At 64.6% G+C, this 12770-nt stretch carries 15 protein-coding genes and 1 pseudogene; 10 read left to right on the forward strand and 6 right to left on the reverse strand.

The features are described from left to right. The 4 genes from ACH438_RS42385 to ACH438_RS42400 all read left to right on the forward strand — a co-directional run. Window positions 1-962 (forward strand): helix-turn-helix domain-containing protein (locus tag ACH438_RS42385; protein ID WP_397016216.1); only part of this gene is annotated, 962 nt, incomplete at its 5' end. Beyond that, on the forward strand, window positions 959-1153 hold the full coding sequence (locus tag ACH438_RS42390) for a DUF397 domain-containing protein (RefSeq protein ID WP_397016218.1): 195 nt from the start codon (window positions 959-961) through the stop codon (window positions 1151-1153). The genes ACH438_RS42385 and ACH438_RS42390, both read left to right, overlap by 4 nt. A 203-nt stretch (window positions 1154-1356) precedes the next feature. Next, entirely contained in the window at window positions 1357-1848 is a 492-nt protein-coding gene (locus tag ACH438_RS42395; protein WP_397016220.1) for a TIGR03086 family metal-binding protein, read from the forward strand. 262 nt (window positions 1849-2110) lie between these two features. Continuing rightward, a complete protein-coding gene (locus tag ACH438_RS42400) occupies window positions 2111-2629 on the forward strand; it encodes an ATP-binding cassette domain-containing protein (protein ID WP_397016222.1) in 519 nt (172 codons plus the stop codon). A gap of 49 nt (window positions 2630-2678) precedes the next feature. On the opposite strand, the gene ACH438_RS42405 is transcribed toward ACH438_RS42400, so the two are convergent. From ACH438_RS42405 to ACH438_RS42415, 3 genes are all read right to left on the reverse strand, one after another. Then, complete coding sequence (locus ACH438_RS42405; RefSeq protein ID WP_397016224.1) at window positions 2679-3191, reverse strand: CD225/dispanin family protein; 513 nt, start codon at window positions 3189-3191, stop codon at window positions 2679-2681. 201 nt (window positions 3192-3392) lie between these two features. Next, entirely contained in the window at window positions 3393-4076 is a 684-nt protein-coding gene (locus ACH438_RS42410; protein ID WP_397016226.1) for an HAD family hydrolase, read from the reverse strand. A gap of 123 nt (window positions 4077-4199) precedes the next feature. Beyond that, on the reverse strand, window positions 4200-5078 hold the full coding sequence (locus ACH438_RS42415; RefSeq protein ID WP_397016228.1) for a YdcF family protein: 879 nt from the start codon (window positions 5076-5078) through the stop codon (window positions 4200-4202). A 332-nt stretch (window positions 5079-5410) separates the two neighbouring features. Between ACH438_RS42415 and ACH438_RS42420 the strand changes: the two genes are divergently transcribed. The 3 genes from ACH438_RS42420 (at window position 5411) to ACH438_RS42430 (ending at window position 7889) form a co-directional block, all read left to right on the forward strand. After that, on the forward strand, window positions 5411-6772 hold the full coding sequence (locus ACH438_RS42420; RefSeq protein ID WP_397016230.1) for a TIGR01777 family oxidoreductase: 1362 nt from the start codon (window positions 5411-5413) through the stop codon (window positions 6770-6772). A gap of 34 nt (window positions 6773-6806) precedes the next feature. After that, window positions 6807-7220 carry a VOC family protein gene (locus ACH438_RS42425; RefSeq protein ID WP_397016232.1) on the forward strand — a complete coding sequence of 138 codons (414 nt, stop codon included), beginning with the start codon at window positions 6807-6809 and terminating at the stop codon, window positions 7218-7220. 177 nt (window positions 7221-7397) lie between these two features. Further along, complete coding sequence (locus tag ACH438_RS42430) at window positions 7398-7889, forward strand: hypothetical protein (protein ID WP_397016234.1); 492 nt, start codon at window positions 7398-7400, stop codon at window positions 7887-7889. A gap of 146 nt (window positions 7890-8035) precedes the next feature. Here the strand turns inward: ACH438_RS42430 and ACH438_RS42435 are convergent, their stop codons facing one another. Next, entirely contained in the window at window positions 8036-8788 is a 753-nt protein-coding gene (locus tag ACH438_RS42435; protein WP_397016236.1) for a TetR/AcrR family transcriptional regulator, read from the reverse strand. A 92-nt stretch (window positions 8789-8880) separates the two neighbouring features. Here ACH438_RS42435 and ACH438_RS42440 point away from each other — a divergent pair, with 92 nt between their 5' ends. Next, on the forward strand, window positions 8881-9465 hold the full coding sequence (locus ACH438_RS42440) for a flavodoxin family protein (RefSeq protein WP_397016238.1): 585 nt from the start codon (window positions 8881-8883) through the stop codon (window positions 9463-9465). Window positions 9466-9738: 273 nt separating this feature from the next. Here the strand turns inward: ACH438_RS42440 and ACH438_RS42445 are convergent, their stop codons facing one another. Both ACH438_RS42445 and ACH438_RS42450 read right to left on the reverse strand, forming a co-directional pair. Next, window positions 9739-9993, reverse strand: coding sequence for a hypothetical protein (locus ACH438_RS42445; RefSeq protein ID WP_397016240.1), 255 nt, complete (start codon window positions 9991-9993; stop codon window positions 9739-9741). 858 nt (window positions 9994-10851) lie between these two features. Beyond that, window positions 10852-11262 carry a sigma-70 family RNA polymerase sigma factor gene (locus ACH438_RS42450; protein ID WP_397016429.1) on the reverse strand — a complete coding sequence of 137 codons (411 nt, stop codon included), beginning with the start codon at window positions 11260-11262 and terminating at the stop codon, window positions 10852-10854. Between ACH438_RS42450 and ACH438_RS42455 the strand changes: the two genes are divergently transcribed. Both ACH438_RS42455 and ACH438_RS42460 read left to right on the forward strand, forming a co-directional pair. Then, window positions 11209-11355, forward strand: coding sequence for a hypothetical protein (locus tag ACH438_RS42455; RefSeq protein ID WP_397016439.1), 147 nt, complete (start codon window positions 11209-11211; stop codon window positions 11353-11355). The two genes, ACH438_RS42450 and ACH438_RS42455, sit on opposite strands and share 54 nt — an antisense overlap. 194 nt (window positions 11356-11549) lie before the next feature. Continuing rightward, window positions 11550-12763 (forward strand): annotated as a pseudogene (locus tag ACH438_RS42460) (acyl-CoA dehydrogenase family protein); the annotation flags it as partial. Window positions 12764-12770: the final 7 nt, after the last annotated feature.

Here is a 12770-nt window from a genome sequence, read left to right on the forward strand (position 1 = left end):
CACAGCCTTGGCCTTGGTCGCTTCGTCGTACTTCGCTGGCATCTCGTGCCCATCCTCTCAAGAAAGAGGGTGTGCACAAAACCCGGGGCGGTTCAAGCTCGGGTTCCACAGTTCCTCGTCGCATGCTGGGACGTCAGCTGCGGCTGTTGCGTGAGAAGGCCGGCGTCACCGTCGCGCAGGCTTGCCGGACCATCGAAGTATCACCACAGACGATGTGGCGACTGGAAGGCGGCCAAGGGGTCAAGCTCAAGGACATCTACGTCAAAGCACTGTGTGAGCTGTATCGAAGCGATGATGACGAGATAGCTGCGCTGATGGGCCTGGTCCAGGAGACCAAGCGAACCGGCTGGTGGCATGCCTACGGTGATGCTGTACCGACCTACTTCGATTTGTACCTGGGGCTCGAGGAAGCGGCCCAGAGACTGACCACCTACCATCTGACCTTGTTGCCGGGCATGCTCCAGACCGCGGCGTATCGGCGCGCGGTCATCTGGGGCGCGTACCCCGGAATGCCCACGGTTGACGTCGAACGCCGCATCGAGATCGCCGCCCAGCGCCAGAAACGGTTGCAGGAACCGCGGGACCGCTTCGGTATGAACATGTTTCTCGGTGAGGCGGCATTGCGCTATGGGGTCGGCGGGCCGGCGGTGATCGCCGAACAGCTGCGCCACATCATCGCCGTATCGCGGTTGCCAACCGCAACGGTGCGTGTGGTTCCGTTCGGTACAGAGGCCGTATTGCCCCTGATCACAGGCTCATTCACGCTTCTCGAGTTCGCGCCGCACGCAAACTTCACCGAGCCACCTGTGCTGTACGTCGAGGGCTACACGGGGGCTCTCTACTTGGACAAGCCCGGTGAGATCGACCAATACAGACTGGCGCTCAAGGCTATTCGAGCCGCAGCATTGAACGAGCACGAAACCAGGGAACTGGTGCTGAATATTGCTAAGGAGTTCGAGTGAACACTGACTTGTCCGAGGCGGTCTGGTTCAAGAGCAGCCGCAGTGGGCCCAATCAGGATTGCGTCGAGGTGGCACACCTCGACGGAGGCAACGTCGCGGTGCGTGATTCCAAGAATCCGACTGGCGATGCACTGGTCTTCACGCCAAGAGACTGGGATGTGTTCATCACCAGCGGAATCTGGAAGCACTGACGTATACCCGGTCCGTATTTGCGGTGTGAGGTCCGATATCCGCCGGTGCCGGACCTCGCTGACGGACAGGCTGTGTTGTGTGAGTGAGGTTTTCGACGGGATCATCGACCGGTTCGTGCTGGCGAGCGGCCAGTTCGAGCAGCGACTGCGGATGGCTCGACCCGGTCAATGGGATTGGGCGACGCCTTCGCACCGAGTGGAATGTGCGACAGCTGGTCAACCACATGGTTCGGGGGAACTTCAACTATCTGCTGCTGCTCGCGGGTGGCAGCCGTGATGAATTCCTGCGCCTGCGGGATGTCGATGCGATGGGCGACGATCCGACCCTCGCCTACACCGAGTCCGTGCAGGGCTGCCGTGTCGCGTTCGGCGCGCCCGGAGTCCTGCATCAGGATTTCGACTACCCCATGGGTCAGGTTCTCGGACAACAAGCTCTCGCGGTACGCACCACCGATACCGTGATTCACACCTGGGATCTGGCTCGGGCCTTGGGTGTTGACGAGGAGCTCGATACCGACCTCATCGCCTGGATCGACGACAATCTCTATGAGATCTACGACGGGCTGGACGAAATGCCTACATCCGTGGATACAACCCACCGGTTCTTTGCCCCACCCAGCAATGTGAACACCGCCGCCGGGACGCGGCAGGATCGGCTGCTACGGCAGATGGGCAGAAACCCCGACCGCCGTTGAGATGGTGAAAGTGGATCAAACAGGCCTGCTTTGACTGCCGACGTGCTGTTCAGCCTGCGCGTCCGTGAGTGAGTCGTTGCCGCAATGTCATTCGTGGCGGCTACCTGGGCTGACGCTGGGCGGTCAGGTTTCTGTCACTCGACAGAAACGGGCGGCAATCCAGAAGTTACCGGCGGCAGCGCAAGTGATACGTGTGCGTCATCGGAAAGCGTGACGGAGCCCGAAAAACTATCGGTTGACAGGTTGATCGGTAGGAGCGTTCATGGGCACTGCATTACTGGATACGACGGTGACCGACGTGGCTGCCGTGCACGACCTGCGGGTTACCTTCCGGCGCGACGGTCGCGAGCTGTACGCACTGCGCGGGGTTTCGCTCGCGGTGCGGCGGGGTGAGATTCTCGGGCTGGTTGGTGAATCCGGTTCGGGGAAGAGTGTTCTCGGGTTCTCGCTGCTGGGTCTGCTGCCGGCCAGCGCGCGGGTGGACGGGACGGTGACCGTTGCCGGGACCGATATGGCGCGCGGGGCCGAGCGGGATCGGGCGCGGGCGCGGCGGCTGGATCTCGGTGCGGTGTTCCAGGATCCGATGACGTCGCTGAATCCGACGATGCGGATCGGGCGGGTCTGGGTCAGAGGGCGGCGACGCGCGGATCAGCGGCTGCTTGGTCGCGGCAAGGTCGGCGCGCAGCTGCGCAGACGACTGGAATCCGGCGAACTCGAACTCCCCGACGGTTCCCTGCCAATCGGATCGTTCGGTCAGGAGGCCCGCCAGGCAGCCACCTGACCAGTGACGCCGGGTCCCTGCCGCCCCGCCGGCAGGGACACGGATTCCGTCAGTGCGTCGGAGTCGGAGCGGGAGTGGTGGTCGGGGCGGGGACCGTGGTGGTCGGGCTGCCGCCGTTGCCCATCATCGGGTGATGGCCTTGGCCCATACCGCGATTGCCGCCGCCGTGGCCGTAGCCGCCGCCGTGGTGGCCACCGTTGTTCCAGCCGCCATGGTGGCCGTGATGGCCATGATGCACGAGCAGGAACATCATCAGGATGTAGGCGATCACGAAGAGCGCGAACAGGATTCCGCCGATGATCAGCGACAGGATGCCGAGATAGCGGGCACGGTGGGACGCGTACCGGGCACCTTCGGTGTCACCCTCGCTCCACAACGGGAAGACGTTGAGAGAGTGGGTGAATGCCGAGAACGAGAGCGGCCAGAAGAACAACAGCGAGGTCACCGCCCAGCCGATATTGTTTGCTGGGCGAACCGCCTGGGTGGCGGGCACCGGCTCGACCGGGACGGTGTGGGGTTCTTCGGGAATGGAGGCCGTGGCCTCCGGGTCGGGGGTGGTCATGGGCGGGGTCCTTTTCGAATTACCTGGTCCGCGAGGTTTCGCGACCTGTGATGAGGTCGATTACGCGCTCGGTGCCTGGTAATTCACGGTGAGCCGCCGGTGAGCTTGCTACAGGATGAGTCCGAATCCGCGGACCCGGCCCGCGACCGGCCCGCTAACCTCGGCGCCAATCCTCGAGTAGTCGGGCGATGGTCGAGGGGATCAGGCCGGAATCGATGCCAGGAGTTCGCTCAGGTGGAGAAGATCCGGAACGACGGTATCGGCGCCGGCCGCGCGGAGGTCGGCGGCGGTGTAGTTGCCGGTGCTGACGGCTATCGAGTGGACGTTGTTTTTCGAGGCTGCGGCGATATCGAGTGGGGTGTCGCCGATGACGACTACACATCGGTCCTCGAACTTGACGCCGAAACGCGTTTCGGCGCGGTCGCGTGCCAAAGCGACCAGGTCCGCGCGCTCGATGTGGTTGTCGCCGAAGGCCCCGATCGACAGGTCGAGGTGTCGGTCGAGGCCGAGCTCGCTCAGCTTGATGCGGCCGATGCCCTCGAGGTTGCCCGTCACCACCGACTGCAGGACATCGCCACGAGAGTTCAGAGCATCCAGGGCATCGGTGGCGCCGGGAAGCGGATGACCGCCGCCACTGCGGAACGTGCTGCGCTGTTGCTCGGCAATCTCGACTGCGCGTGTCTGTACGTCGATTCCACGATGCGAGAGTTCGGGGTCGGTGTGCCGGATGAGGTCGGCGATGATGGCCTTGTCGGTGCGCCCGGCGACCGGAACGGCACTGGTAGGTGGCACGTGCAGCAACTGCTCGAATGCAGAGCGGATCGCAAATTGACCGAATTCCGCAGCGGAGAGCAGTGTTTGATCGAGATCCCAGAGAACCAGCACACGATAATCCGTGCCGGCGGAGGCCGAGTTTGCAGTGCCCATCGGTAGCGAGACCCTTTCCGCGGCTGGTGGTCTGTCGATCTTCTCAGCCGCCGGGCTCGAGCGCTCGCCTCGGACCCGGCTTTATCTCGGCGGCAGTGCGGCGTTGGCAATGACGGCGGTCAAAGCGGCCACCGTGATCGTCACCGCGGCCAGATGGGCGCGCCGGTAATGAGTGGCCAGCACGGCGAAGAACTCGCGCAGGAATGCCGCGGGGATGAAGTATCCGGCAGTGCGAGCGCCGACGACCTGGGCGTCGATTCCCAACCGACGGGTGAGTGCGGCTGCGCGCAGGACGTGGAAATTGCTGGTGACAACGGTGATTCGGACCTTATTGGCCGGGATGCCGCGCAGTGCGAGTTCGCGTATGCAGTTTTCGAGGTTTTCTGCGGTGTTGTGTGAATGGCGTTCTCGGACGACGACGTTCATGGGAAGACCTCTGGCGGCCAGGTAGCGGGCCATGGCGTCGGCTTCGGAGGTCGCCTCGTCGTCGCCCTGACCGCCGCAGGTGACGATCACGGGAAGAGCTCCTGCTGCTTCGGCCACGCGGTAGGCGCGGATGCCTCTGTCGAGGCGCGCACCGAGCAGGGGAGTGACCGACCTGCGATTGGGGCCGCAGCCGAGTATCACAATCGCGTCGGCTTCAGCGCGATCAGGGAGGTTGGTGTAGAGCAGCGCGTATCCAGCGAATGCGATCAGATGCACCACCAGGTAGCCGCCGAGCACACAGCACACGGCAATCAGCTGGGTAGTCCATGTCGGCACTCGAGGGTTTGCGGCGACCACGGTGAGTCCGGCGGCCAACACCACCAGTCCCGCCCCGACCACCAGGGGAGTGCATGTCGTCGGCGAGCGGCCTTCATGGCGGATGACCGCGAACCCGTTGGCCACCAACGCCATGCCCGCGACACCGGCACCGAATGCGGCGACGGCAATCCACTCCGACCGTGACGGCACACCCATGTCAGGTCCTGCGAGGAAGAGACCGGCACCGGTCCCGAGCATGCCACGGCCACTAGCAGGATGAGCCCTGTCGACAACCGTCGTGGTTCGTGCGCTACGGGAAATCCCGCGACGATCATCAGAAGTGAACCGGTCGACAGCAACACTGCAGTCTCCACGTGTCCGCCCGCCCTTCGCAGTCAGTAGAACCGACAGCATGAGCATTTGTGCACAGTCGATTCCCCGTCCGTACCGAACCAAACGGCCTTTCATCTGCCTGGGCGACAATCGGGCAAGCGCACACCGAGGCACATTCGCTTCGAGGAGACCGTGCAGCGACTACCGTGGGGTCGGTGGGCATCGAATGCTCGACCATCGTCGCGGCTCCCCGAGCCGAAGTGTTCGACTGGTTCGGCAGGCCGGGCGCGTTCACGCGACTGGCACCCCCGTGGCAGCCGGCCGCCATCGAGTCCGAGGCAGCATCCCTCGCCGACGGCCGAGCCGTGTTGCGATTGCCGGGTGGCTTGCGGTGGGTGGCACAGCACAGTGCCGCGGATTTCGACCCACCACGGCGATTCGTCGATCGGATCGCTATCGACGGGTACCGGTCGATGCCGTTGGGGCGGGTATTGCCGTGGCAGCACATCCACGAATTCGAGGTCGTCGACGACGGGCACACCCGCCTCGTGGACCGGGTCGATACCCCGATTCCCGCTGCTCTGCTGCGGCCTATGTTCGACTATCGCTACCGCCAGATCTCCGATGACCTGGCGGCCCATCGCAGGGCTGCCGCACAGGGATTCGAGAAATCTACGATCGCGCTCACCGGTGCCTCCGGCCTGGTGGGGTCGGCGCTGTCTGCGTTCCTGATCACCGGCGGTCACCGCGTCATCAGCCTGGTCCGCCGCCCGCCGATCAATGCCGATGAGCGGCAGTGGGATCCGGAGTCGCCGTCAGCGGATCTGCTGCAGGGTGCCGATGCCGTAATTCATCTGGCGGGTGCGTCCATCGCCGGTCGATTCACTGCCACGCACAAGCGCGCCATCGCAGACAGCCGTATAGAGCCGACTCGCAGGCTCGCCGAGCTGGCCGGAGCAACCGGCGTCCCTACCTTCGTGAGCGCCTCGGCGATCGGTTACTACGGCGCCGACCGCGGCGATGAGCTGCTCGACGAAACCGCCTCACGCGGGACAGGATTCCTCGCCGACGTGGTCGCGGACTGGGAAGCCGCCGCCCTTGCCGCCGAAACCACAGGCACCCGGGTCGTTCGCGTCCGCACCGGCATCGTGCAATCACCGCGCGGCGGCACACTGCGCCTGCTGCGCCCATTGTTCACGGCCGGGCTGGGCGGGCCCCTCGGCGACGGTCGCCAATGGCTGTCCTGGATAGGCATCGACGACCTGATCGACATCTACCACCGCGCATTATGGGACTCCGACCTGTCGGGTGCCATCAATGCCGTTGCACCACAGCCAGTTCGAAACATCGACTACACCCACGCCCTGGCACGAGCAGTGCATCGGCCGGCGATCCTGCCGATCCCGCGATTCGGCCCCGCCCTGTTGCTCGGCCGAGAAGGAGTCGACCAGCTCACCGCGGCCAGCCAACGCGTCCTACCCGATCGCCTGACCGCCGCCGGACACCACTTCCGTAGCCAGGACATCGAATCCACCCTCGGCCACCTCCTGGGCCGCAGCACCAGCGAAGCCGGGTGAGGGCCGAACGCGCACAGGTATCGGAGGGATTGTCATGGATATCGCGTTCATCGGCAGTGTCGCGGTAATCAGTCCGGACGCGTCGGCGAGCAAGGGCTTGTACGTCGATGCGCTCGGACTGCCGCTCAACGGCGAACCGGACGGCTATCGCCACAGCGAAGATATCGAGGGCAGCAAGAGCTTCGGCATCTGGCCACTGGACCAGGCTGCGCAGTCATGTTTCGGCACTACCGAATGGCCGGCGGACAGGCCGGTCCCGCAGGCGAGCATCGAATTCGAGGTCGCGAACGCCGAGGGAGTGCAGGACGCCGCGGATGAATTGGTGCAAAAGGGATTTACCATCCTGCACGGTGCCCGAATGGAGCCATGGGGACAGACGGTGGCTCGCCTGCAATCACCCGAAGGGCTGATCATCGGCCTTTCCTACGCACCCGCCCTACAGCCGTAGCGATTGAATCGCGCCGCCGATCGTGCACGTTACGCGATTGCGGGCCCCCAGAATTCGCAGCTGTTGGTCGGGACGGGTTACTTCTAGAGTGCTATGCGGCATAATCCTCGAACGGAGTGCGATGAAATCGCCTCTGCGACAGTAATTTCCGCAAGCACTTTGAAGAAGGAGCACGATTTGAAGCGTCAAAGCCTTACCCGTCTGGGCTCGTGCGCCGCCGGCATCGCGGTGCTGGCCGCGACTTCGGTGTCGATGGCCGCGACGGCCGCCGCCGACGACTGGATCCAGGTCTCGGGCACCGTGCAGTGCGTCAACCAGACGTACACGCTCACCGTGCCGGCCCTGAGGATCCAGACGGGCATCTCGTCCTACTACTTCCTGGACGGCCCGAACCTGAACAGCGCCACCATGATCGGCAGCGAGCAGCCCATCTCGCACGGCCAGGACGCCACGGCCTCGTGGACTCCCACCTACAGTGGCGCCCACACGCTGTGGTGGCGCGGCATTCAGCCCGGCGGCGGGGGCGTCATCGGCCCGCAGACGGTCAATGTGGTCGACCAGGCACCCGCGGGTCAGAGCTGCAGTCCGACCACGGGCGGCGGCACCGGGACGGGCAGCGCTGATTCCCTGCCGATCATCGGCCCGCTGCTGAGCCAGCTGGGTCTCTGACATCCACGGCGCCATGCGCTCCACCGCCTGGTGGAGCGCGCTTGAAAGTCAAGTCGAAATAGGTTGCCGCGGCGGCGAATCCGACTACGTCCACGCAGGCCCGGCCTGTGCAGCGCTTGCCGCGGCAATCGGGACGCCGGTTGCCGCTACCGGGGGGATCGGTGGGTCCGGTCGAGCCGGGTGAGCCATTCACGCAGCAGACCGGCTTCGAAGATGCTGAAGCCCGCGTCGGTTACGGGGTCGATATTGCCGGCGGGGGTGATGATTCCGAGCAGTGATTGCGCACGGTCGGCGATGGGGGAGTGGTCGCCGGTGCGGGGTGTGGCCTGCTCGGTGAGGGCGTCGAGCACGATGTCACGTAGCGGCCGGATCAACTGGGCGTCGCGCGCCTGTTCGGGCTGGGCCAGCAGGTGCAGAACCGCGCCGGTCGTGGACGCCTCGATGGCTGTCATGGCCGCCTCGACGGGTACCCGAAGCAGCCCTTGTTCATTGGCGCGATCAAGCATGCCGCGCAGGATGGCGCGGTTTTCCATAACGGCCGCGGGGTGGCGGTCCGGTCGCAGATTCGCGTACATCAGCGTGTAGATGGCGGGGTTGGCCAGCCCGAATTCGACGTGTGTCTCCCATCCGCGGCGCAGATCCTCGACCGGGTCCTGGCTGGGCACGAACGCGCGCTTCTCGGCGAGGTAGCTCTCGAAACCGAAACTGGCCACCGCGTCGAGCAATGCGTCCTTGTCGCCGAACAACCGATACAGCGTCGGTGTCTGCACTCCGGCCGCGGTCGCGACCGCCCGAGTGGACAGCCCGGCCGGCCCGACTTCGGCGAGCAGGTTCACCGCTGCGCTCAGGACGCGCTCGCGTTGATCATCCGAGCCGCCGCGTCGATCATCTGATGGCATGTATCGATGATAGCGGAAACTTGTTGACGTTGACAATGACACTGTCACCGTCATAGCGTTATCAACGTCAACAACGAAGAGAAGGATCCAACATGCCATCCGTTCACATCGCCATCGCCTACTACTCCGGCTACGGGCACACCCTCGAGCTCGCCAAAGCCGTCCGCGACGGCATCGAGTCGGTGCCCGGCGCCCGCGCCGACATGGTCGACGTAGCCGACATGACCGACGTCAAATGGGAGACCCTCGATGCCAGTGACGCGATCATCTTCGGGACACCGACCTACATGGGATCGGCCTCCGGGGCGTTCCACGCCTTCGCCGAAGCAACCTCCAAGCGCTGGATGACCCAGCAATGGCTCGACAAACTCGCCTCCGGGTTCACCAACTCCGGCTCGATGAGCGGCGACAAACTACACACGCTGCAATACCTGGCCCTGCTGGCCGCCCAACACGGCATGCACTGGGTCAGCCTGGGCCTGCTGCCGGGTTGGAACACCACCACCAGCAGCGAACACGACGACAACCGGCTGGGCTTCTACCTCGGCGCAGGCGCTCAAACCTGGAACGACCAAGGCCCGGACGCCGTCCACGCCGCCGACATGACCACCGCCCGCCACCTCGGTGCCCGGGTTGCAACCCAGGCATTGCGTTACCAACATCCAGTCGCGTCGTAAAGCCGTGCCCGCACTTGCCAAGACGGCCGGAGTCGCTGCTGCACACGGGATCTGGAGTGTCTCCGACTCGCGCGTTCTGATTCCTCTGATTCACCACGAGGACACCGCCGGAGACCTCCGATCTTCTTAAGTTCGAGCGGCGACGACAGCCACACGCTGGTCTCGGTTGTTGTTACCCCACAACACGTCCGGTTGTTTGGGACGCGACGCCCATTTTCGACACCGCGCCGGGCATAACGCCCGGCGCGGGTGTAGCCCAACCTCGGAGTCGAATCAGTCGTCGAAATCCGGGCGCATATCATCATCGGCCCCGGAATCGCCGGTCACGACGAGCGTGGCGGTGCCAGTCTCGCCGGGATCGTCGTAGGTCACGACACTTCCCTGCCCCACAGCTTCGAGTTCCTTGGCTGCGGATTTGACTAGAACAGCGGGCCCTTGTGTGTACAGATACCCTTCCGCGTTGGTCCCGGTTGTCAAACCCAGGCCCTCGAGGATGAGCTGGGACTGCAGGTTGGAATCCGTTGACACAATTGCCTCCTGAAGCTGAATCGTGACTGGTCGCCCGGGTGGGGCGTGTCTCGGGACCAGAGCCGACCTCCGGCGGGGTGACTGCGCAGTGTGCCCGCAGCACCAGCCCCTGCTTGCGATTTTACCGTCGATCTCGAAGGGGCCGCGGCGACTTACTCTCCAATTCCGTTGACCGGCTTGCACTCTCAACCCCGGCCGAACGTCGACAATCAGGTCGTACTCGCCAAGCGTCCAGCTGGCGATGCACCCAGCGCAGGGCGGCACGTGGGCTTGGTCGAACAGCCTGGCCGCTGCCGAAAGAATGGTTCGGCCGCAGCGCTCGCCGCCTTACCTGAGGGCTCCTCAACGCCCATGGACTGCCCGGGGAGTCACCACGGCCGAACCCGAACAATCAAGCCGGACGGTCCGCCACCATGCCTCCCGCGAGACCTTCGAGGCCATGCTCGGTGGGGATGTCCGGACCGGTCGAATCTCTACTGTTCAGAGATAAGTTAGGGCTCGGTGTCAGCCGTTTCCTCACCGGCCTCACACGGAACCTGGTGGATTCGCCGTATTCCAGCCCACCATTCTCGACGTCCACGGCGATTCCGACCCCGACTACAGCGGCCTGCTACGGGCATTCCAGACCGGCGTCGGCTCCCATCCGACGGCCGCTCCCGTCTGGAATGCCCACCGGCGTAACGAATCTGGATAGCAGCCGTAGACGGGGTGCCCCTACAAGAGGGCTGGGACGGGGTCGGCGAGGTCGAGGACGGTGTCGTGTCGGGTGACAGCAGCTTCCGCGATCCTGCAGTAATCCGCAGGCGCCCGGTATAGCTCACCAGGAAGTCTTGTGCGCAACCAATGATCGGGCACCCATCACACGACGGCTGTTACGCCTTGTGCCCTGCAGGCAGCGCGAAATGCCCGTAATGCATAGTGCAGACGGGATTTGACCGTGCCGCGTGGGATGGCGAGTTTGTCGGCGATGACTGTGGTGTTCGCGCCCGCGTAGTAGGCGTACCAGATTACGAGTCGGTGCTCGTGGCTGAGCGTGGAGAGTGCGCGTTCGACGACCACGGTATCGGCCAGGCCCGCACAGGGATCGGGTGTGGCATGGTCGGGCACGCCGTCATCGTCGGTGAGGAATTCGTGTCGCCTCCGGGCGCAACGCAGTTCGTCATAGGCCAGGTTCCGTGCCACGGCGAACAGCCAGGGACGCAGGGTCGGGGCCGGTTGATCGAGGAGCTGCGGATGTTGCCACAGCCTGAGCAGGACTTCTTGGGCGATGTCGTCGGCGCGGCAGAAGTCGCCGACGAGCCGAGCAGCGAAGCGGGACAATATGAGCCTCTACAGCCGGTCGACCTCATCGAGGCGATCTGATCGGTGGCGATATTCGAAGTGGTCGACGCTTGCTGGATCGATCACGCGGCTACTCCCCGTCAAGCAGTTTGCTTGAGGCGATACCCCCGAACGGCTCACCGAACCGACCGGTCAGAGCCGGGCAGTCACATCGCCGATGACCTGCCGGGCAAGTACGCCCGTGTGCAGCGACGGTGAGTGGGTATCGCCCGGTAGTGACCTTCGATCTGACACCGACGGCGGCCCAGCACGACTTGGCGCGACGGGCGCACGAATTCGCGCGGGACTGTATTCGGCCGGTGGCGGCGCACTACGACCGGGCGCAGGAGTTTCCGTGGCCGGTGCTGGAAGAGGCTGCGGTGCGGGGGTTCTACAGTCCGCTGTTCTACCGTGACCTCATCGGTGATCCGACTGGTTTGTCGTTGCCGATGTTCATGGAGGAACTTTTCTGGGGCTGCGCGGGCATCGGGTTGGCGATCGTGATGCCCGCGCCTGCCCTGTCCGCGATCGGCAAGGCCGCCACGCCCGAGCAGATGCTGCGGTGGGCGCCTGAATGCTTCGGCACACCTGGGGATTTGAAGCTGGCGGCGTTGGCGATCTCGGAACCGCAGGGTGGGAGTGACGTGCGCAATCTGCAGACGCGGGCGGTGCGCGACGGGGACGAGTGGGTGATCGACGGGCACAAGATGTGGATCGGCAACGGGGGTATCGCCGATGTGCACGTGGTGAATGCGGTGGTGGATGAGGAGCTCGGGCATCGGGGCAGGCGTTGTTCGTCGTGCCTGGTGGTACTCCGGGATTGAAGTTGGTGCGCAAGCTGGACAAGCTGGGATGCCGGGCCTCGCATACCGCGGAGCTGATGTTCACGGATGTGCGTGTGCCGCTGGACAATCTGCTCGGGGGAGTCGAGAAGCTCGAACGCTCACTGGCTGCGAAGCGCAGTGCAACGCGCGGCGACGGGCAGGGCTCGGTAACCCTGGGGACCTTTGATCAGACGCGCCCGATGGTCGCCGCACAGGCGCTCGGGATCGCCAGGGCCGCCATGGAATACATGACCGCCTACGCGACACAGCGCGAGGCCTTCGGGGCACCGATCATCGACAATCAAGGAATCGCCTTCCCGATCGCGGATCTAGCGGTGCGGCTCGACGCGGCGCGGCTACTGACCTGGCGGGCGTCGTGGATGGCCGCCAACGGTGTGCCATTCGAGCGAGGCGAGGGATCGATGGCGAAGCTGGCGGCCAGTGAGGTCGCGGTGGATGCGACCGAGCGCGCGATCCAGACCCTGGGCGGCTGGGGTTACATCACCGATCATCCGGTAGAGAAGTGGTATCGAGATGCCAAGCTGTACACCATCTTCGAAGGCACCAGCGAAATCCAGCGCCTGGTCATCTCGCACGCGCTGGGCGCTGTCGCAGGCCACGTACCTGGCGCTA

Source organism: Nocardia sp. NPDC020380 (assembly GCF_044386975.1).
GTDB lineage: Bacteria > Actinomycetota > Actinomycetes > Mycobacteriales > Mycobacteriaceae > Nocardia.

Excerpts from the sequence above, each read along its gene's own strand:
- ACH438_RS42400 (WP_397016222.1), top strand. The coding sequence starts at position 2,111 with ATGGGCACTGCATTACTGGATACGACGGTGACCGACGTGGCTGCCGTG.
- ACH438_RS42405 (WP_397016224.1), bottom strand. The coding sequence starts at position 3,191 with ATGACCACCCCCGACCCGGAGGCCACGGCCTCCATTCCCGAAGAACCC.
- ACH438_RS42415 (WP_397016228.1), bottom strand. The coding sequence starts at position 5,078 with ATGGGTGTGCCGTCACGGTCGGAGTGGATTGCCGTCGCCGCATTCGGT.
- ACH438_RS42425 (WP_397016232.1), top strand. The coding sequence starts at position 6,807 with ATGGATATCGCGTTCATCGGCAGTGTCGCGGTAATCAGTCCGGACGCG.
- ACH438_RS42435 (WP_397016236.1), bottom strand. The coding sequence starts at position 8,788 with ATGCCATCAGATGATCGACGCGGCGGCTCGGATGATCAACGCGAGCGC.
- ACH438_RS42440 (WP_397016238.1), top strand. The coding sequence starts at position 8,881 with ATGCCATCCGTTCACATCGCCATCGCCTACTACTCCGGCTACGGGCAC.